Here is a 20618-nt window from a genome sequence, read left to right as displayed (position 1 = left end):
TTTGGTTCCTACGGCCACCTCATGAACGAGTGATGGCAAACGGACGCCGCGCCACCCACCGCGCCAGGCGGTCGCGGAAAATCTTGGCATTGTGGCGGCGGTCAACTGGAAAGCCAGGGTGGAAAGCGAAGCTGGTCAATCGAGATGTCAGAACAAACCGGACCCCAAGTGTACGGAGTTCCGCGACAAACTGAGCACGGGCCTGGACCGTGCGTGGGAAATGCCCTGGCAGCGGCTCGATCAAGATGACGGGCTGCGGTCCGCCTGCGGGAGCGTCTCTGTCCGACGGACCGGGCACCAGCGCCGAACGATAAACCCGTGGATGCTGATTGAACACGTTTTCGACGGGGTCGCTGAACAGCGGCGAGCCAGCGGGCCACTCCAGCCGATCGGCCTTGCGGCCACAAAACCACACCCGCCCCTGCTCATCAAGATAACCGACATCGCCGGTGCGGTGCCACGTGCCCTCAGCAGCTGGAATTTTCGCCAGGCGGTCGGCCTGCGGGCGCTGAAAATAGGCCACAGAGACGGCGGGACCGCGTACAACGATTTCCCCCGCCTGTCCGGGCGGCAGCCGCAGCGCCTGATCCCAGGCCGCCAGCGGCGCGTCGGTGATGCGGATGATCGCCAATTCGATGCCCGGCGCCGCTCGCCCCACACAGGTGCCGTGGATCGGCCCAGGGCGGGCAGCGCGGGCCGCCAGAATTTCCGCGCCTAACGGCGCGGTCATCGTCAGAGCTTCGGTGGCGCCGTAGGGAGTGCAGGTGTCGCCGCCCGGCGCCAGCAGGCCGCGGAAGCGTGCCAGCAGCGAGGCGCGGACCGGGGCGCCGGCCATCAGGACGCGACGCAGCGTGGGCAGGGTGATCTGCTGCGCCTGGCAGTAGCGCGTGACCGGTTCCCAGAGCGCGGGGGAGCCGAAGGCCAGGGTGACCCGCTGGTCGTGAATCATCTGCACGAGGCGCGCCGGGTTGACCTGCGCCGGCCGCGTGACATCCAGGTCGGGCAGGGCGGCGGTGAGGCCGAGCAGGATATCGAACAGGGCAAAGAGCGGAAAAGCGGCGAGGTCAATGTCGTCGGCCCGCGCGCCGAACAGATCGCCCAATTGTGCCAGCAGAGCGGCGAACATGCTGGTTGTGTAAATGGCGCCCTTGGGCAGGCCGGTGCTGCCGGTGGTGTATGTCACCGCCACGGGGTCGTGCGGGGCGACAGAGGCCAGAGGAAATGGCTGCGGTTGTGGCCGATTCATGTGCGGCAGACCAAAGCGCCCAGGCCAGCGGCGCGCGACGGTGATCCAGGTGCGGACAGAGCGGAACGCCCGCGGCGCGGCCAGGCGCGTTGCATGCACCAGGGGGATGCCGATGACGGCCTGCGGCTGCGCCTCGGCCACGCAAGTGAGCAGGCGGCGAAAACCAACCGTGGGATCAATGAAAATCGGCAAGGCCCCGATCTTGAGCAAGGCCAGGGCAATCAGGAGCAAATCGAGGCCCGGGCGCACAAACAGCAGGGTGCGAACGCCCTGTTGCACGCCAGCCGCGGCCAACCCGTGGGCATAAGCGTCGGTCAGCGCTTCCAGGTCGGCGTAGGTGCGCGTGGCGTAGACAGGGCGACCATCAACCTGACGCCGCGCCACGAAGATGACCGCTGGCTTCTGTGGTTGCTGTTGTGCCCAATGGCGCAGGTGGGTCGCCAGGTTGTGCTCACGGTCGGGTTCTTGGCGGACGCGCTGCCCGCTGCTGCAATCGTTCGAACTGATCTCCTGCACCGCCACTCTCGATGTCCACCTCCACAACCACTGGTCCGCGCAGCCGACGGATTCCCTACCGAAAGGGCACTATGTCTGCTTTTCACCCTGGGCTGGCAGCGCCAATGTGCTGGCGCGATAAACACGCTGCCATTCGCTGAGCGTTGGCGCGACCTTGAGTCCCTCGTGTAGCGCGCGCAAGATGCCAACATCCTCGATTCGATAGATGTCTGGCAGCAAAGCGATGCCCTCGCTACCATACTTCAGTTCCAGTCCCAGTTCAATACCGGCCAGCAGCCCTTGGCGTAACCCTGTCGCCTCCCCTGCTGCATGCCCTGCTGGATGCCCTGCTGCATGCCCTGCTGCATGCCCTGCTGCATGCCCTGCTGCATGCCCTGCTGCATGCCCTGCTGCATGCCCTGCTCAAATCCCTCGTGCAATCCCTGCTCCAATCCCCTACGCATTCCGATGCGCTCAACGCTTGTGATATAAGTCATGTGTCGTTCCTCCTCATAGGCTGCAATCTCCTGCCACACATCGGCCTCGACAGCATCTGGTAATGCAAGAACCCAGTCAATAAAGCGAAACAGGTTCAGGATTTCCTGCCGTTCGACCCCTCGCTCATGGAGCTGATGAATCAGTGCCAGCTTCCACATCTTGCGTTGTTGAACATCGTCTCTTGTCTCTTGCGCCTTCAAGTGCGCCATCACCACGGTGGCAAAAGGGTTCTTGCTTGCGGTCAGGTCGCCCCAGTGGGCGGCGTAATCCAACAACTTCACCGCCGGAAAGTGAAACGCCACTCTGCTGCCCCATAGGTCGTATCCATATTCATTGGGGCGCCAGGTTGCGCTGCGGTCCGCCAGTACCACCAGGCTCGCCACTCGCCGTTGGTAACGGTCGAACAGGCGATAGTTGTACACGTAAATCCGCTCCGCAAACGCAGGTTCGTATTGTCCCTGCACTTCGATGTGGATCAATACCCACGCTTCCTGCCCGTCCGCCTGCCAAACTCGTACCAGCTTATCGCCGATACGCCGCCCCAACACCGCGTCACGCACCACCTTCTGCAGTTCCTTGTCCAGGAATTCGTACCCCTTATCCCAGTCAATGCCTGCCCAGACCGCAGGAAAGAAGAAGTTCGTGAACTGCTCGAAGTAGGTCTCCAGCACGTCTTTCCAGGGGGTATCGTAATCGGCCTGTAGCTCTTTCGTTGCTCCTGTCACAGCCACCTCTTTCCGCGCTCAGAGTATAGCACATCAAGATCGTCCCATGCAACCCACAACGCAGGCAATCATCCCGCCAGCGCTTTGTCAATCTCCGCCTTGGTGCGCGCGATGGCCGCGGCCAGTTCGTCGTCGCTGGTCTTGAGCTGCGCCAACTGATCCTCCAGTTGGTTCAGCGTACGCACGTAGCGACCGCGCAGTTGGCCTTCCTCGCCCTGCTCTTTGAGCGCCCCCAGGTTACCCTGCACCACCTTCTGCTGATTGAAGATGGCCTGACGGTTCGTCTCGTTCTTGCGCACGCTCGTTTCGTGCTCAGCCAGGCGATCGTGCAGCGCCAGGATCGCCTTGATGCGATCGAAGGCGGCTTGATCGAGCAGATGGTCGCGCAGCCAGCGTTGCAGGGTATCGAAGCGTTGATTGCGAACCTCTTCCCGCCGCGCCACCAAGCGGCGCTGGGCGGCCGTAAACACGGCCACGCTGTGCGCTTTGACCTGCACCAAGTAACGATAGGCATCGGCCGTGGTTTCGACCGGGTCAGGCGTGTCGAACGGGGTGTAGTTGGCCAGGCGCGGGTGCTCCAGGGTCACGTTGACCGCCTGGTCGTTGCGGTTCTCGACGCGGTAGGTGACGCGCTGGATCTGATATTCCTGCAAGGAAAGCAGCCCATTGGCGATGTTGACCGAAACCAGCAACTGCTCGTTGGTCGTCTCCTCCGTCACCTTGACGCCCAAGTCAACCGCGTAAGCCAGGAAGATTTCGCCGCCGGGCGCGGTGAAGGGAAGCATGGCCTCGCCCGCGTACTCGCCGGCCTCCACCACCGTCAATGGCCCGCGCTCCAGGGTCAAGCCGGTCTCATTCTTGAAACGCGCGGTAATGACGGGGTTCAGCGGGTGCTTGCAACCATTGTAGATGCGCTCCTTGCGTAGGGCCGGCTGCGCCTGCAGAATCGGCACCATCGCCGAGCGCCCGCGCTTGACCGTCACCGGGTTGGCCACCACGTAGCTGAAGAATTCGCCTTGCGCCTGGCCTGTTGCCGCCACCACGGTAGATTGAGAAAGATCGGCTGCGCTCATCTTGGCGGCAGGCGCCGGCGCTTGCCGCTCATCGGCCATCATCGTGCGGCCCAGGGCACGCACACCGCGCATCGCGGGCGGGGGAGATGACAACGCCTCAGCAAATTCCACCGGCCGCGCCACCGCGCGCGCCTCTTCCCTGACCACCGGCCGCTCCGGGGTAAAGGGCGTGTAGAGATCGTAAATAAAGCTGACCGGCATCCCGGCCACAAAGGTCAGATGCACATTTTCCAGATCTTCATCGAAGGTGTTGTCGAACAGCCCCCACCCCTGCAAAAGACTCAGCGGCTTGCCGTCCTGCTCATCGGCTACCAGGCGATAGCTGACCCGCCAGATGGGGCTAGGCGCAATGTAACTGACGACCAGGTCAGAGGGGCCAGGCGCCAGGCGCACCGTGACCGAGCGCTTCTCGTCCTCCATCAGGCTGGTGTCGAGAAAATAGGCCAGGTCGCCGGCGGCGCGTGCGTCCACCAGGTTCAGTTGGCGGATATCGCTGACGGGAAGGGTGCGCACCGCGGCCTGACCGGGAACAAAAATCGAGAGGAGCGTAGCGGTCAGCGGCTCACGCTTGCCGGGTAGGTCCACGCCCACCGCGATACCGGCCAGGGTTTCACCGGCTGTGATCACTTCGACCGCGCGGCCGCGCACATCGCGCAGCAGATCGCGCAGGCTGGCGCCGTCCGAGAGTTGAATGGACGAGCGGGCCAGGAGCGCGGCCTTATCCTCCGGCGTGGCGTAATCCATGCCGAGCACCTGGCCGCCGCCCACGGTGAACGCGGTCAGGCTCTTGAGGATGTCGTTCATCTCGTCCCTGCGGAACTGCAAAGAAGCCATGGCAGTGGAGGCAGTGGAGGCAGTGGAGGCAGTGGATGAAGTGTCGGTGTCCACTGTGCCCCGGCGCTGATAAAAACCGACGCCATGTTTGTAGAGAGTCATCTTGACAATGGGAAGCGTATTCATGAGCAAGCGCCTTTCTGTGCAGAAAAACAAAACATCGGAAGCCGGCGGTGGCTTCCGATGTCAATGGTGTCAATAAAAACCGATGGCCAGCCGGCCTCAAGCTATGGTCCTGCCGGGGCAGGTGCGGGTAGTGAGTGCCCGGTCAGACCTGATGAACGCGGCAGTAAGCCGAACCGGCCAGGGCGACATTTTTGCACGAACGGCCCGATTTGGTCACGGCCACACAGGGTTGCGGTGTTGCCAGGGTCACGGGCATCTCGATCTGCGCCGCGTGCGTGCCGTTGATCGGCACGGTGGGCGTGAACAACACCGGTGGTTCCGCGACGACTGCGACTGCCGTCTCAATCAGAGTCTCATGCACGAGCAACGGCACGGCCGGGGCCTCTGGCACCGCCAAAGCCTGCATGAGATCTTCCACGCCTGCGGTCGCAGCCGGCTCATCTACAGCGATGGTCTCGACCGGTTGTCTGCGCCGGCGCGGCTGTTTGACCGGGGCGGGTGTGACGGTGGGGCTGTCCGCGGCCTGGTCCGGGGCGGGCGTGGCCGCAGCCGGTTCGGTCGGAGCCGCCAGCGCAGGGTGCGCCAGGGTTTGTGTCTGCTGGGCGAAGGCTAACAGATCCACAAACTCCTGTTCGAAATACTCGTTGATCTTTTCTGGATCGGGTACCAAGCCGGTGTCGGTCGCAATGCCGAGCACCACCGTGTCGTTGTAGCTGAAGATGCTGACGCCCAGACCCATGCGACCCGACTGCGGCACCCAAAACATGTTTGTGACGATCTTCTGACCGGCGAAGTAGACTGCCTGGCGCGGGCCAGGCACGTTGGTCATCACGGCCGAGGACTTCATGCCGAAGATGTTGACCATCTGATCGGCCACTTGAATGGGCATCAGGCCCAGGGTATTGAGAATCTGAAAGGCGACGAGCGCTTCCGGCGTGTTCTTGATGTCGTCCATGCGCTGCTTGAGCTCGTGCAAGCGCTCCCTCGGGTCAACCAGGTAGATGGGCAGGGAGAGGTAGATGAGGCCAAAACGATTGCCCAGCTTGTACGCCTCTTCGAGCGGCCGCAAGTTGACAGGCACCATGGCGCGGATATTGATGCCGTCGGTTGGGTCGTCGCGAAATTCCATGTATCGGCGCAGCGCGCCGGTCATCGCCGTCAGCAGCACATCGTTAACCGTGCCGCCCAGCGCCTTACCAATGAGCTTAACGTTGGCTAGTGGGATCGCTTGGGACCAGGCGACACGCTTGGACACGCCCAGGGAACCCTTGTAGACCGTGTGCGGATCAGGGCCGAGAAGCAGAATCTTGCCCAGGGCGGCTGCCGCACTGGCGCCTTGGGACGCCAAATCCAGGGCGTGACTGGGGTTGGTCAGTGTCTCCAAACCTTCATGAATCAACGTATCAGTCACCTTGCGTGCGGTGGAAACCATGCCCAAGGCGCTGCGCAGGGTACTCTCCAGCCAACCAGGCGAGTGGCGTTCCTGGCGTTCGGGGGGCGTCGGGTAGGGCGCATCGGGGTCGGTGTCGGTACTGGAGAGCATGACGTGCATCAGCGCGATACCATCGGCGATGCAGTGGTGCAGCCGCATGAGCAAGACGCTGCCTTCGCCGTAATTTTCGATGTAGTGCATCTGCCACAACGGTTTGGAGAAATCGAGCGGCGTACTCATCAGGTCGCTGATAAAATCTTGCAGCGCGGTCTTGTCCCCCGGAGGCGGCAGAGCAATCCGGTGGATGTGAGAGTTGAGATCAAAATTGCGATCGGTGATCCAATAGGCCTTGTTGCCTTGCCTCACCACCTTGTGCCGAAAACGGCTGAAGCGTTCTACCCAGCGATATTGCACGGTATCGCGCAGACGCGTGAAATCAACCGGTTTGTCGAAAATGAAAAGGCCCGACACCATCATCAGATTGGTGGAGTCCTCCATGTGTAGCCAGGCCGTATCTACGTTGCCCAGCGGAATTCCATAGCGGATACTGTCACTCATAGCCCCTCCTTGAACGTCCCCTCTTACTTGCCAGGAGCGTTGATTCTTGCCTACACTATAAATCCTACGCACCAAAATGTCAATCCGCTTCAAGCGCCTGCGCAAGATCCGCGATGATGTCGGCCGGCTCCTCGATGCCCACGGAGAGGCGCACCAGGCCCTCGCCAATGCCAACCAGGGCGCGCTGCGCAGGCGTCAACGCGCGGTGCGACGCCATGACCGGGTAGAGCAGCAGGCTGTAGACATCGCCCAGCGACGTGCCGGTCAGCAGCAGGCGCGCGCGTTCGAGGAAGCGCCGCACCTGCGCTTGCCCGGCGTCGCGTATGACGAAGCTCACCATGCCGCCGTAGGCTGATTGGCCGTCGGGCGCCTGCAACAACTGTGCGGCCACCGCGTGCTGCGGATGGCCGGGCAGGCCGGGGTAGTTGACCTGCGCCACGCGTGGATGCGCCCCCAACCAGGCGGCTACCTGCAGCGCAGACGCGCAGTGCTGGCGCATGCGCAGCGGCAGCGTCTTCAGCCCGCGCAGGGCCAGCCAGGCCTCGAAGGGCGAAAAATTGGCGCCCAACATCTTCAGTTGGTCGGTCAGGCGCGCCTCATGCACCCGCCCGGTCACGACCGCACCGCCCAGCACATCGTCATGCCCGCCGATGTATTTGGTGACCGAATGGACCACAAAGTCAGCCCCATGCTCCAGCGGGCGCAGCAAATAGGGCGTGGTGAAGGTGCTGTCTACGATGACCATCGCTCCGGCCGCATGGGCCAGATTCACCAGGGCCGGCACGTTCGCCACCTTGAGCAGCGGATTGGAAATCGTTTCGCACACCAGCACCGTGGGCGCCGTGGCGCGCAGCACCGCGGCCACTTCATCCAGGTTGGTGACATCCACAAAGTGGGTGGTCACCCCCTGCTCTTTGAGCAGGCGGTCGAGCAGGGTGTAGGTTGCGCCATAGCAGTCGCGTGCGGCCACCACGCGGGCGCCCGCTTGCACCCCCGCGGCCAACAACGCCGCAACCATGGCCGCCATGCCCGACGCGTAGGTCAGCGCGACGTCGGCGTTTTCCAGGTCGGCCAGGGCCACTTCGAAGGCGTGTGTCGTCGGGTTGCCGTAGCGGCGGTAGACAAAACCATCCCTGGCGCGGCCGAGGACGGCGTCCAGGTCCTCCATCGCGTCGTACAGGTAGGTCACAGCCGGGTGAATCGGCGTGGTGGTGGGTGTATAATCAGGCGCGGGCAGGCGCTCGCCGGCGTGAACTGCACGCGTAAACAGACTCGTCATCGAAATGTGGCTCCCTTCGCACTTGGCGTGACGCGGCGGCGCTGACGACCGGCGCTGCTGGTGTACCAGTGTACCCCCGCGGCGGCGCCCTGTCAAAACCGATTCCGCAAGAGTCCTGGCAATATCTATTTTTTGGCCTGACCCGGCTTCTTGTGGTACGATTAGCCGAGCACAGGCCACAAGAATCATGCGCTTAATCTCTTGGCTGTCCAACCTCATCCGATAGGAATTGCGGCGATGACGATTCACCTGACCCAAACGAAGCCTCCCGTCCTTTCTGTCGTGCTTCCCGTCTTTTCTGTCGTGCTTCCCGTCTTCAATGAACGCGAGAGCCTGGCGGAACTCCATCGGCGCCTGAGCAGTGTCATGATCGCGCTGGCCGAGCCGTATGAGATCATCTACGTGGACGATGGCAGTCGCGACGGCTCAGGCGACCTGCTGGCTGCCATCCAACAGAATGATGCGCAGGTGCGCGTGCTGCACCTGTCGCGCAATTTCGGTCACCAGGCCGCTATCAGCGCAGGGCTTGACCATGCGAGCGGAGATGCCGTCATCGTACTGGATGCCGATCTGCAGACCCGCCGGAGGTTCTGCCCGCTGCTGGCCCAATGGCGCCTGGGCTTCGATGTGGTCTACGCGGTTCGCCGGGAGCGCAAGGAGAACCTGTTCAAACGCAGCGCCTACGACATCTTCTACCGCCTCCTGCGCCAGGTCGCTAACGTCGAGATTCCGCTCGACGCCGGTGATTTTTGTGTGCTCGATCGCCGCGTGGCCGACGTGCTGCGCAAAATGCCAGAGCGCAACCGCTTCATGCGCGGCATTCGCAGTTGGATCGGTTTTCGTCAGATCGGCGTGCCCTACAATCGTGCGGCCCGCTTTGCCGGTCAACCCAAGTACAGCCTGCTCAAACTCCTGCGCCTGGCTTTCGATGGCTTCTTCTCCTTCTCCTACCTGCCGCTGCGCCTCGCCTCTCTGTTTGGCCTGCTCGTCTCGTTCCTGGGTTTTCTACTCTCCGTGTGGACGGTTTACAAACGCTTCACCCTGCCCGAGTTCCCCTCCGGCTTTGCCACCATCGTCGTGGGCGTGATGTTCCTGGGCGGCATCCAATTGATCGCCCTCGGCGTCATCGGCGAATATGTCGGTCGCATCTTCGATGAAGTCAAGCAGCGCCCGCTCTACATCATCGGTGAACGCCGGGGATTCGATGATGAGCGTCAGGCCCCGGATGCTTGAGGAGACGCCCACAACCGCCATGCGCATCCTGATGTTGGACAACGAATTCCCCCCGCTCGGCGGTGGCACCGGTGTGGTCAACTACCACCTGCTGGACGAACTACGTCACCGCGTCCCCCCCATTCACGTGGATCTGATCACTTCCAGCCGCTCCAGGCGCCGCTTCGAATATGAAGAAATGACGCCAGCAATCCGCCTGCACAAGGTGCCGGTGGACAACCGTAACATCCATCACTCAACCAATGTCGAACTGCTGCGCTACACCTGGCGCGGCTACCGCTACGCGCGACGCCTGGCCGCACGCGCACCCTACGACCTGTGCTTTGCCTTTGCCGGGGTGCCGGCCGGGGGCATCGCCTGGGCGTTGCGACGCACGCTGGGCCTGCCGTACATTGTTTCTCTGCAAGGCCCGGATGTGCCCGGTTTCGAAAACCGTTACCGTTATGTCTATGCCGCCTTGACGCCCTTCATTCGCCAGATCTGGCGCGAGGCCGCGGCCGTCATTGCCATCAGCCAACGGCACCGCACCCTGGCCTGGCAGACTGCGCCCGGCCTGCCCATAGACATCATCGTCAACGGCGTTGACCTGGCGCAGTTCACGCCGGTGTCTCAGGCGCCGCGGCCTGCAGGCACGCCGGTCACGGTGCTCTGCGCAGCGCGGCTGATCGAGCGCAAGGGGCAGCAACACCTGCTGGGCGCGCTGGCCCGCCTGGCGAGCCAGGGCGTGTCCCTGCGTGTCATCCTGGCCGGCACCGGCGACGCCGAGCCGCTGCTGCGCCAGCAGGCGCAAACCCTGGGCCTGCAGGACAAGGTCCAATTCCTCGGCTTTGTGGAGCGCAGCGCGATGCCCGCGGTCTATGCGCAGGCTGATATCTTTTGCCTGCCTTCTTTCAATGAAGGCATGTCCATGGCCCTCCTGGAAGCCATGGCGAGCGGCCTTCCCGTCATTGTCACCACAACCGGCGGCCTGGAAGAACTGCTGGATGGCAACGGGTTGGTCGCGCCCTGGGCCGACGTTGAGGCCCTGGCCGGCGCGCTGGCAACCCTGGCGCAGGATGACCCACTACGCGCCGAGTACGGCCGCCGTGGCCGCCAGATCGCTGAGCGCTTCGCCTGGCCGGCGATCGTCCAGCAGTATGTGCAGCTCTGCCAGCGCGTGCTCGACCGCCAGCCTGGCAGGAGTCGCCATGACGCCCACTAGCCGCCGCGACGCCGCGCCGCTGCGCGTGACCCTCATCAACCTGTGGCCGCGCGGCGGCATGGCGCACTACACCGCCGCGCTGGCCAACGCCCTGGCCCAGGAGCCGGGCGTGCGCGTGACGGCCGTGGTGGCACAGGCGCCCGCGCCGCTCGGCTTTGCGCCCGCCGTCACCCTGGCCCCGGTTGACATTCCCACCGGCAACCGCCTGGCAGACCTGGCGCGCCTGCCGCGTCAACTGCTGCACGTGCCCGCGTATCTGCGCACCGTGCAGGCCACCGCGCCCGACATCATCCACGCCAACTTGAGCACGCACCCCTGGGAACTGGCCACGCTGCCCTGGCTGCGCCGGCGCTGGCCGCTGGTAGTCACGCAGCACGAGGTCAGCATCAAACCTGGCGAGGGCGGCTGGCGCAAACGTTGGAACGTGTGGGCCGGGCCACGCTATGCGCACCACCTGTTTGTGCATGGACAGGCGCTGGCCGCGGAACTACAGCGCACGCGGTTGGCGCCGGCCGCGCGCATCAGCGTGTTGGCGCACGGCTGGTACGATTTTCTGACCCAGTGGGCTGGCGCCCAGGACGAAGAGCCGCACACCGTCCTGTTTTTTGGCCGCATCAAGGCGTACAAGGGCCTGGAGTACCTGGTCGAGGCCATGCCGCTGGTGCAGGCGGCCGTGCCAGATGTTCACTTCCTGGTCGTGGGCGGCGAGGGCGACATGGCGCCCTATCGCCGTCTCCCTGGCGCCCAAGCGGCGGCCGTGACTTGGGTCAACCGCTTTGTGGAAGATGCGGAAGCGGCCGCCTTCTTCCGCCGCGCCAGCCTGGTGGTGCTGCCCTACACCGACGGCAGCGCCTCGGGCGTCATTGCCGCGGCCTATGCCTTTGCCCGCCCGGTGATTGCCACCCGCGTCGGCAGCCTGCCCGAAGCGGTGGTGGATGGCGTCACCGGGCTGCTCATTCCTCCGCGTGACGCCGCCGCCCTGGCCGCGGCCATCAGCGGGCTGCTGAGCGATGACCCGCGCCGCCGCGCCCTGGGCGCAGCCGGCCGGCAGTGGGCGCAGCAGCATCTTTCCTGGGCAGATATTGCCCACCAGACTGTGGCGGTCTACCGGCAACTGGCCTGGAAATCTGCGGGATGAACACCAACAACGGACACGCCCCGCCGCGCGTGGTCGCGCTGATTCTCAACTGGAACGGCCGGTCGGACACCCTGGCCTGCCTGCGCAGCCTGCAGCAGCAGACCTACCCGGCCCTGATTCCGCTGGTGGTGGACAATGGTTCGCAGGACGGTTCGGCGGCGGCCATCCGCGCCGACTTCCCGGCCGTCCACCTCATCGAAACCGGCGCCAACCTGGGCTTCTGCGCGGGCAACAACGCGGGAATGACCTGGGCGCTGGCGCAAGGCGCCGACTTCGTGCTGCTGTTGAACAACGATACCTGGTTCGACCCGGCCATGACCCAGGAGTTAGTGGCCGAAGCCGGCCGCGACCCACAGATTGGCCTGGCCGGGCCTAAGATCTACCAGGCCAAACCGCCCACCGTTCTGTGGTCGGCCGGCGGGCGGGTCACCTTCTGGGGCAACGTGACGGCCATGCGCGGCTTTGGGCAGGCCGATCGCGGTCAGTATGACAGCGCCGCCGATGTGGACTATCTGCCCGGATGTGGTATACTAGCGCGACGCCAGCTCCTGGAAACGGTTGGCCTGCTCGACCCGGCCTATTTCGCCTATTACGAGGATGCCGATTGGGCGATGCGCGCGAGGCGGGCGGGTTGGATCGTGCGTTACGTTCCCTCAGCCCGCATGTGGCACAAGGGCGGCGCCAGCACGGGTGGATTCTACAATCCCCGTGAGAAATATCTATCCGGCGTCAATGCCGTGCGATTCATGCGCCGTTACGCCCATGCCGGGCAGTGGGTGTTGTATTTGATCTCCTTGGCGGCAGGTATTCCGTGGCTCATCATACGAGAGAGTGCGCGCGGCCGCAGTGCGGCTGTACGCGCCAAGATTCGTGGACTGGTAGATGGTTTCAGGTACAAATCCTAACACGCGTTTCAGCAAACTAGCAATCCATGCGGCCTTCCTGCTCATCATCCTGCTGGCCGCAGGCTTGCGCTCCTATGAACTCAACACGCGGCCCTTTTGGGGTGACGAAGCCCTGACCGGAGACCTGGCCCTGTTGGGACCGGCGTCCGTCTTGCGCACCACAGCCCCGTTCTCGTTTGTGCGCCAGATCGCAGCCAGCGCCGGCGGTCAGTTCGTGACCGGCTGGGGCTTTCAGATGCCCCTGCCCCTCCTGGCGTCGTTGACCGGATTGATCGGCAACCAGGATATGCTCATCCGCTTGCCGTCCTTCCTGGCCGGCGTGCTGGCCGTGGCAGTCGCCTTTGCCCTGGGACGGCGATTGCGCCGACCGGAAGTGGGGCTCCTGCTGGCCTTTCTCATGGCCATCTCCGCGTTTCACATTCAGTATTCGCAGGAAGCGCGCTACTACGGTCTGATGTCCTTCCTCGCTGTGCTGGGCGCCTATCTGATGCTGCGCGGCCTGGATGAGAAGCGTGCGGGCGACCTCATTGCCTTCGTCTTCGTCTCCGCCTTTAACGTATGGAATCACCTCTTCGCCGTCTTCTTTGTCGTACCCATGGTGGTCTATGCCGTGGTGATCTTGGGCATACACCTGGTGCGCAGTGTGCGCCTGCCGCGGCTAAGCAGCTTGCGCCGCCGCACCAACAGCCGGCGCAAAACCATGCGCAGCCGCTTGCTTGGCTGGCAACAGGTCACGGCCCGCGCCCTGCGCCGCATTCCGCTGGCCTATGCTGTCTTCGTCGTCAGTGTCGTCGTCCTGGCACTGCTCACGCTGGAGATCACCCTGCCGGTGGTGCGCGCAGCCACCAGCAGCAGCGCCAGCAGCAGCGAAGTGGCGACCATCTTCTCCCAGGCCGACTCAGCACGCACCACCGAGGGGGCCACCTTGCACGGCTTTTCCCTCAGTGTCGCCTCGTTCATTGATCTTTTTGCCGAGTTCGGCAGCGGCCGCAGTTGGGCCTCCTGGCTTTATCTGGCGTTCGCCCTGTTCGGTTTGACCGACCTGCTCCTGCGCCGGCAGTGGCGCCAAACGTTTTTTGTTCTGCTGTGGCTCTGGCTGCCCCTCCTACTGGTCTCCCTGGTGCGCTCAGAACATTTCTTTGCCAGCAAATATATCATCTTCGTACAGCCTGCCTATCTGGCTCTGGTGGCGCTGGGCCTTTACGCGGGCGTGAGCCGGCTGTGGGCCTTGCCGCGAGCCGTTGTCCTGCGCGTCCCCGTCCTGCAGACCCCGCTCCCGGCCGCGATCCTGGTGGGCGCGCTGACCGTCCTGCTCCTGCTGGTCAACACGCGACCAGTCCTGGGCTATTATGGGCAGCAGGATCGCTTGAACTGGCGTGGCGTGATCCGCTACATTCAAGCCGATCTGCGCACGGACGATGCGGTCCTCTTTGCTACCGCCCGCGACCGCGATTGGGGGCCGTTTGTCTACTATTTCCGCCAAATGGTCAAACCCCAGGCGTTTGGCAGCTTCGTGCAATCCTTTGCCGACCTGTCGGCGCCCCAGTTGCAATCGGTGTTTGACAACCACAAGCGCGTGTGGATTGTGGATCAGGCTGGTCATGGCGGCTTCCGTGAGGTCGGCACGCTCTTCCCCGCGCTGAAAGCCCGCGATGTCGTCGGCGCCCAGGTCTACCTGTTGGACACCGCGCCGGTGCTCAACAGCCAGGTGCCGTTCGAATGGGCCGCCGGTCGCGCCCAGTTGACCACAAAACGGGCCGCGTTACCCAATCGCAGTCTCATCGTCGGGGTCACCCCGTACGACGCATCTACATCGCAGCGCTTCAGCGTACACGTCAACGGTCAGAACCAAGGCAGTTTCGACCCGGCCGGCGTACAGGCGCCCAATTACGTGCAGGTGCCTTTCACCCGCACCGAAGTGGTCACTGTAGACATCATTGCCGCGCAGCCGCCCACCACGGCGCTAAGCGGCACCTTGACGCTGGCCTATGCCGCGGCCATACCCGGACAGGACGGCCAACGCGTGACGATCGAAGCCGAAGACTTCCCCACCGACAATGGCTTTGTCTTCGAACAACCTGAGGCCAGCGGCGGTTCATTCGTACGCGCCCAGGGCTTCGGCATCATCGCCCAAGTCTCCTTGTGGGCAAGCCAGCCGGGCGACTACCTGCTGACGCTGTACGGCCGCATGAACGCACGCATCGGCACGCCCAAATGGTCGGTGGTGCTCGACCGTCAGGCAGTCGGTATTCTGACGACGCCGGTCAACCTGGGGTGGCAGACGATTTCCATCCCCGTCAATGTGAGCAGCCCTGGCCTGCACACCCTGACCCTGGGCGCGACCGCGGACGCCTACATCGAGGGGGCTTACGCGGACCTTGATTATGTCACCCTGGAAGAACGCCAGAACTGGGTGTATCGCGGCAGCACCCAGATCAGCCTGGGCGTGAGTGAGTTGACCGAGACAGCGCCCATTACCGCCACCGGGGCGTTGACCGCCTGCGTGACGACGACCGGCGCGGCCGGCCGCTGGCTCGATTCTCAACCGGTGACATTTACCGTCACCGTGGAAAATGCGGCCGACTACGTGCTCGAACTGGTGACCGCCAGCACGAACATCACGCAGCCACTGCCGGTGACCCTGGATGACCGCTTCTTGGGTCAAATCGCCCCTGGCGCCCACCTTTCGCAGACCACTCACCTGTTGAGCCGGCTGAGCACGGGCGAGCACGAGATTCTGCTGACTCCGCCGGCCACCGTGCAGCCAGGGCAGTTGTGTTTGCAGGAGATCAGCCTGCTGCTGGCCTACGTGCAGCCGGACAGTACAGATCTGCGCATCGAAGCGAACCCGTTCGTGGTGGGTGAGAATGCACGGCTGCAGCGCATGAGTAATCGCCCCGTGGCCATGGGCGCGGGCGCCGGCGCGGTCATCGAGGCCGGACTGTGGTTCAGCAGCACCGGCAACTACACCCTCAACGTGGACGGCCTGCACGATCGCCCCGGCCCGGTGCAACTCCGGGCCGAATTGGATGGCAAACCGCTGGAGCGAACCCTGGACTATGCCCGTAACGACTACACCTGGTCGCTGCGTTCGGTGCGTATGCCGGTAGGCGCGGTCGGCTACCATCGCCTGCGCCTTGTCTTTGCCAATGACCTGTACGACACGGCCCTGGTGGCCAACAAAGACGATGGGGACCGCAATGCGGTCATTGACTTCCTCACCGTGTCAAACCTCGCCGCGCCCGTCGTCGCCGTGGGCAACCAGACCACCTTTGTCATGGCCGAGGCCACCGAGATGATGCCGCCGGGCACGGCCGTCGAAGAGGCGGGCGGGGTGCGGGCCATCATGCGACCCGCGGCCGGCCCGGTCGTCAGCATGGATCTGGCGTTTGACACGGCCGGCGGCTACCAGCTCTCGGTGCGGGCGCAGAACGACCAGCCTGGCCCGGTTGACCTGGCGGTCATGCTCGACGGTGCGCAGATTGGCGTGCTGAGCTACGCGGCCAACGACGGCAGTTGGAGTGAGCAGTCGCTCCTCTTCTCGGTGGGGCTTCCCGGCTTTCATCGCCTGGCCCTGGAGTTCGTCGCCGATGCCTACGATCAAGAATTAGTGGACGCCGGTCAGGATGGCGACCGTAACGCCCTGGTGGAGACGGTTAGCCTGACCAAAATTCCGGCTGCCATCAATCGCGGCGATGTGCTGATTGATCTCAATTTCGATGACCTGCTCAGCAGTGGGGCTGCCAACCAGCCGCGGCTGGATCGTGTCGAAGGGACCTTCGCCTTCGTCTTTGGGCCGGGCAACGAGATTGCTTTCCCGCTGGTTTTCCTCGGTGATGGTAATTACGTCCTGGAAGTTGGCGGCCGCGGCGCACGCCTGGGCAACAATCTCGCCCTGGAAATGGACGGCAGCCTGCTCGAAGACCTGTCGTTCGATCTGCAGACCGAATCGCATTTTGTGGGCATCATGCACAAGGCGGGGACGGTCATGCTGCGCCTGCGCAACACCAGCAGCCGTGATCTCTACGTGCAGACGCTGCGCATCTACGGCAACGTCCTCTATGCCGACCCGAACCTGGCCTGGACCCCCGATCAAGGGGGCCTGGCGGAGGGCACCCAGTTGATCCAGGAAGGCGGGCATGAGGCCGCCATGCGCGCAGGCACCGGGCCGATCGTCACCCTCAATGTGCTGCTGCCCAAGCCGGGAGTCTATCGTTTGTCGGTGTTGGGCCAGAACGATCGGCCTGGCCCGGTCATCGTGGACGTACAGCTCAGCAATATCCAGCGCGGCCAGATCTTCTTCAACGCGGACGACGGCAGTTGGGAAACCCGTACCCTGCAGATTGTCAGCAATCGCGCCGGCATGCAACTGCTGACGCTGATCTTCAATAATGACGTTTATTGGCAGGATGTGATTGACAAGGGCGGCGACGGCGACCGCAACGCGTTGATCGAGCGCATCCAGATTGCGCCGCTGAGCTCCGACCGCTAACAATCGGGCAGGTGCGCTGCGCCACACAGAAAGGAACATCATCTATGAGCTTCTGGCCCAACCACCGCGTCCTGGTCACCGGCGGGTCCGGATTCCTGGGATCGGTCATCGTGCGCCAACTGCACGCCCTGCACGCGGCGGCGGTGTTCGTGCCGCGCAGTCAAGACTATGACTTGCGCCACCTGGAAAACGTGCAGAGGGCGCTGGCTGACAGTCGCCCTAACATCGTCATTCACCTGGCCGCGCGCGTCGGCGGCATCGGCGCCAACCTGGAGCATCCGGCCGAATTTTTCTACGACAACCTCATGATGGGCGCCCAACTGCTGCACGAGGCCTGGCGGGCCGGCGTGGAAAAATTGGTGGCCATTGGCACGGTGTGCGCGTATCCCAAGTTCACCCCGGTGCCTTTCCATGAAGATGACCTCTGGTCAGGCTATCCAGAAGAAACCAATGCCCCCTACGGCCTGGCAAAAAAAATGCTCCTCGTGCAGTCGCAGGCGTATCGCGATCAGTACGGCTTCAACTCCGTCTTTCTGCTCCCGGTCAACCTGTACGGGCCTGGCGACAACTTCGACCTGCAGACCTCGCACGTCATCCCGGCCCTGATTCGCAAGTGCATCGAAGCGCAGGAACGGGGCGACGATCACATCGTCGTGTGGGGAGATGGGTCGCCCACGCGTGAATTTCTTTACGTGGATGATGCGGCGCACGGTATCTTGCTGGCAGCCGAACATTACAACGCCAGTGCGCCGGTCAACATCGGTTCGGCCATGGAAATCAGCATCCGTGACCTGGTACACCTGATTGCTGACCTGGTTGGCTTCGACGGCGACATCGTCTGGGACACCACCAAGCCCAACGGCCAGCCGCGACGCAAATTGGACACGCAACGCGCCGAACAGCAGTTTGGCTTCCGCGCCGGCACGTCGTTTGCCGAAGGATTGCAGCGCACCATTGCCTGGTATCGCCAGTGTCGGTAAGCAAGAGTCGGAGCGTCTTCTAGCTGTGTCCGAAGCAACCAGCCCACAGGTCACCCGCATGGTGCGCAACTCGCTCTTCAGCGTGCTGCGCTTTCTCGTCCTGCTCCCATTGCCCCTGCTCGTGGTTCCGTTCATGCTGGGCAAACTGGGCGATGAGCGCTTTGGCGTGTGGGCCATCGTGGCGCTCTTTACATCGTACACGCAACTGGCCGATTTTGGCATGGGCCTGGCCCTGACCAAGTACGTCGCGGAATTCGCGGCGCAAAAGCAGTGGCAACGCCTGGACATGGCGTTGAACACCGTCTTCTTTTTCTATCTCGTGGTGGGATTGAGCCTGGCGACTCTTGTACTGCTTGGCCGCCACTTCCTGGCGGGCCTGGTGCCGCAAATCTCCCCGGCGCTCACGCAGGAAATCGCCACGGTCATCGGTATTGCGGCGCTCACCTTCGCCGTCAACCTGACCTTGGGCGCGTTCAACTCGACCTTGCAGGGCCTGCAGCGCATGGATCTGACCAACCTGACCGCGCTGGCCAACGGGATTGGCCTCTACCTGGGCATCGTCGTCGTCCTGGCGTTGGGCGGCGGCCTGGTCGGCATGGCCGTGCTCAGCCTGGTGCTGGCCGTGGCCTCAGGCGCCTTCAACGGCGTAATGACACAGCGGCTGGCGCCCGGCCTGCGCCTGCGCTGGCGCACCTTCGATGCCGGCTATCTGCGCTCCGTGTTGAGTTACAGCCTCAACATCCAGGGTGGGGCGCTGACCGAACTGCTCTTCGACCCCTTGAGCAAACTGGTCATCACCCGCTTCCTGGGCGTGGCCCTGGTGACACAATACGAAGTGGGACAGCGCATCATCACCCAACTGCGCGGGCTGTTCGCCGTGGCCTTTTTGCCCCTCTTTCCGGGCGTCTCGCATCTGCACGCCGAACGCGAACAGCAGGCCGTGCAGATGATCTACCAGCGCAGCTCGCGTTATGTCTATTTGCTGGGCTGGCCGGCCTACCTGCTGCTGATCATCACGGCGCCCTGGCTGCTGACCGCCTGGCTGGGGCAAGGCTACGCGCAGGCGGCCTTTGTCATGCGGCTGATGACGTGCGGCTGGTTCGTCAGCCTGGTGGCCTTTCCACCCTACATGATCTTGCAGGCGCTGGGGCAGGCCCATCTCTGTTTGCGCGCCCATGTCGTGCAGGGTTTCACCAACCTGGTGCTGGCGCTGCTGTTGGTGGGGCCGTTTGGATTCGTGGGGATCACGGTGGCCGCCTTCGTGGCGTTGGTCATCGGCTCCAGCCTGGTGCTGGTGGCCTTCGCGCAAACGCTGCAGCTCTCCGGCGCCGCACTCGCCCGCCTGGTGCCCTGGCGAGCCGTGGGCCTGGCCCTGGGCAGCGGCGCTGGTTTATTCCTGGTGCTGACCCGGCTGCCCCAGGTGACGTTGTTGACCCTGGCCGCGCTGGCCGCAGCCTATGCGGCCGTCTATGCCGGGCTGCTGCTGGCGCAAGGCGTGGTGAGCCAGAGCGACCGCAGGCTCATCCGGTCCTTGTGGCCGGCGCGTCGGGGGCTGTAGATGCCGCGGCCGCGCCTTAGCTGGCCTGCACTGCTGGGCTTCGCGGCGACCCTGGTGCTGCTGAGCGCCGGCCTGGCGCCGACACTCGAATCGAGGCGGTTGCAAACAGCCTGCGCGCGCCAGGCACGCGACATCATCTACCGCCTGCTGCGGGAGCCGGCACAGACGGAATGGCTGGACGAGACCCTGGCGCAGATCGCCCCAGCCTGCGCAGAGGTAACGGCGTCACAGGCGCTGCTGTCCAACGTCTATTTTCAGGCGGGCAACCAGGCCTGGCAGGCACAGCAGTGGGCCGCAGCCGCAGCCGCCTATCGGACATCAATTGCGCGTGACCCTGGCCAGGCCATGCCACGCCGGCGTTTAGCAGAAATCTTGCTCTACCGGGATCAACAGCCGGCCGCGGCCCTGGCGCAGTTGCAGCAGGCACAAGTCCTGGCCCCGCATGAAAGCTACACCTACATGGTCATGGCTCATGCCTACGCCGCGCTCAACGACCCGGAACACGGACTGCAAGCGGCAGAACAGGCCCTGGCCGTCGCCAAAACCCCCTACGGCTACATGGTGCAGGGCCAAATGTTGGCCGCGCTGGCGCGCTGGCCTGAAGCGATCGCCAGCCTGCGCGCCAGCCTGGCCCTGGACGATCAGGCGGCTGTCACCTACCTGCTGCTGGGCAATGCCCTGCAAGCCAACGGCGAGACCGACGCCGCCCGCGAGGCATGGGCCGAAGCTCAGCGCCGTGACCCATCAATTCAGGACGCAGGTGTGCATTCCCCCCCGTAACGCCAGTCGTTGGCCTGTGTCCAATCAATTTTGCGTTTTCTCCGAAAACGCATTACACGAGGAAG

At 63.8% G+C, this 20618-nt stretch carries 13 protein-coding genes; 8 read left to right on the top strand and 5 right to left on the bottom strand.

Annotated features, from left to right (window positions below):
* Positions 1 to 19: 19 nt before the first annotated feature.
* The 5 genes from IPF85_RS04570 to IPF85_RS04550 form a co-directional block, all read right to left on the bottom strand.
* Positions 20 to 1762, bottom strand: coding sequence for a fatty acid CoA ligase family protein (locus IPF85_RS04570; protein ID WP_343406881.1), 1743 nt, complete (start codon positions 1760 to 1762; stop codon positions 20 to 22).
* A gap of 242 nt (positions 1763 to 2004) precedes the next feature.
* Positions 2005 to 2964: a cytosolic protein gene (locus tag IPF85_RS04565; RefSeq protein ID WP_343406880.1), complete on the bottom strand. Its 960-nt coding sequence runs from the start codon at positions 2962 to 2964 to the stop codon at positions 2005 to 2007.
* Positions 2965 to 3032: 68 nt separating this feature from the next.
* On the bottom strand, positions 3033 to 4997 hold the full coding sequence (locus tag IPF85_RS04560) for a hypothetical protein (RefSeq protein WP_343406879.1): 1965 nt from the start codon (positions 4995 to 4997) through the stop codon (positions 3033 to 3035).
* A gap of 142 nt (positions 4998 to 5139) precedes the next feature.
* Positions 5140 to 6987 (bottom strand): wax ester/triacylglycerol synthase family O-acyltransferase, encoded by a 1848-nt coding sequence (locus tag IPF85_RS04555; protein ID WP_343406878.1) that lies wholly within the window; start codon positions 6985 to 6987, stop codon positions 5140 to 5142.
* A 79-nt stretch (positions 6988 to 7066) separates the two neighbouring features.
* Entirely contained in the window at positions 7067 to 8266 is a 1200-nt protein-coding gene (locus IPF85_RS04550) for a PLP-dependent aspartate aminotransferase family protein (protein WP_343406877.1), read from the bottom strand.
* A 237-nt stretch (positions 8267 to 8503) separates the two neighbouring features.
* Here IPF85_RS04550 and IPF85_RS04545 point away from each other — a divergent pair, with 237 nt between their 5' ends.
* Genes IPF85_RS04545 through IPF85_RS04510 form a run of 8 tightly spaced genes read left to right on the top strand, consistent with a single transcriptional unit; the run spans position 8504 to position 20553 of the window.
* Positions 8504 to 9499, top strand: a complete 996-nt coding sequence (locus IPF85_RS04545) for a glycosyltransferase family 2 protein (protein ID WP_343406876.1) — start codon at positions 8504 to 8506, stop codon at positions 9497 to 9499.
* Positions 9492 to 10700, top strand: a complete 1209-nt coding sequence (locus IPF85_RS04540; RefSeq protein ID WP_343406875.1) for a glycosyltransferase — start codon at positions 9492 to 9494, stop codon at positions 10698 to 10700. The genes IPF85_RS04545 and IPF85_RS04540 overlap by 8 nt, the downstream gene beginning before the upstream one ends.
* Positions 10687 to 11838: a glycosyltransferase family 4 protein gene (locus IPF85_RS04535; protein WP_343406874.1), complete on the top strand. Its 1152-nt coding sequence runs from the start codon at positions 10687 to 10689 to the stop codon at positions 11836 to 11838. The genes IPF85_RS04540 and IPF85_RS04535 overlap by 14 nt, the downstream gene beginning before the upstream one ends.
* Entirely contained in the window at positions 11835 to 12743 is a 909-nt protein-coding gene (locus IPF85_RS04530) for a glycosyltransferase family 2 protein (RefSeq protein ID WP_343406873.1), read from the top strand. Before IPF85_RS04535 ends, IPF85_RS04530 begins: the two co-directional genes overlap by 4 nt.
* Positions 12721 to 17235, top strand: a complete 4515-nt coding sequence (locus IPF85_RS04525) for a glycosyltransferase family 39 protein (RefSeq protein ID WP_343406872.1) — start codon at positions 12721 to 12723, stop codon at positions 17233 to 17235. The genes IPF85_RS04530 and IPF85_RS04525 overlap by 23 nt, the downstream gene beginning before the upstream one ends.
* 44 nt (positions 17236 to 17279) lie before the next feature.
* The gene (locus tag IPF85_RS04520; RefSeq protein ID WP_343406871.1) at positions 17280 to 18215 is read left to right on the top strand and encodes a GDP-L-fucose synthase; all 936 of its coding nucleotides are present in this window, start codon (positions 17280 to 17282) and stop codon (positions 18213 to 18215) included.
* A gap of 25 nt (positions 18216 to 18240) precedes the next feature.
* Positions 18241 to 19773, top strand: coding sequence for an oligosaccharide flippase family protein (locus IPF85_RS04515; RefSeq protein WP_343406870.1), 1533 nt, complete (start codon positions 18241 to 18243; stop codon positions 19771 to 19773).
* The gene (locus tag IPF85_RS04510) at positions 19774 to 20553 is read left to right on the top strand and encodes a tetratricopeptide repeat protein (protein WP_343406869.1); all 780 of its coding nucleotides are present in this window, start codon (positions 19774 to 19776) and stop codon (positions 20551 to 20553) included.
* The last annotated feature ends 65 nt before the right edge of the window (positions 20554 to 20618 follow it).

The sequence above is a fragment of the Candidatus Amarolinea dominans genome (genome assembly GCF_016704685.1).
In the GTDB taxonomy this organism is placed as follows: domain Bacteria; phylum Chloroflexota; class Anaerolineae; order SSC4; family Amarolineaceae; genus Amarolinea; species Amarolinea dominans.
Note: the sequence above shows the minus strand (reverse complement) of the source record. Positions and strands in the feature narration are given on the sequence as shown.

Bases quoted from the DNA above. Each gene is read 5' to 3' on its own strand.
- IPF85_RS04560 (WP_343406879.1), bottom strand. From the start codon at position 4,997: ATGAATACGCTTCCCATTGTCAAGATGACTCTCTACAAACATGGCGTC.
- IPF85_RS04555 (WP_343406878.1), bottom strand. From the start codon at position 6,987: ATGAGTGACAGTATCCGCTATGGAATTCCGCTGGGCAACGTAGATACG.
- IPF85_RS04550 (WP_343406877.1), bottom strand. From the start codon at position 8,266: ATGACGAGTCTGTTTACGCGTGCAGTTCACGCCGGCGAGCGCCTGCCC.
- IPF85_RS04545 (WP_343406876.1), top strand. From the start codon at position 8,504: ATGACGATTCACCTGACCCAAACGAAGCCTCCCGTCCTTTCTGTCGTG.
- IPF85_RS04540 (WP_343406875.1), top strand. From the start codon at position 9,492: ATGCTTGAGGAGACGCCCACAACCGCCATGCGCATCCTGATGTTGGAC.
- IPF85_RS04535 (WP_343406874.1), top strand. From the start codon at position 10,687: ATGACGCCCACTAGCCGCCGCGACGCCGCGCCGCTGCGCGTGACCCTC.
- IPF85_RS04530 (WP_343406873.1), top strand. From the start codon at position 11,835: ATGAACACCAACAACGGACACGCCCCGCCGCGCGTGGTCGCGCTGATT.
- IPF85_RS04525 (WP_343406872.1), top strand. From the start codon at position 12,721: ATGGTTTCAGGTACAAATCCTAACACGCGTTTCAGCAAACTAGCAATC.
- IPF85_RS04520 (WP_343406871.1), top strand. From the start codon at position 17,280: ATGAGCTTCTGGCCCAACCACCGCGTCCTGGTCACCGGCGGGTCCGGA.
- IPF85_RS04510 (WP_343406869.1), top strand. From the start codon at position 19,774: ATGCCGCGGCCGCGCCTTAGCTGGCCTGCACTGCTGGGCTTCGCGGCG.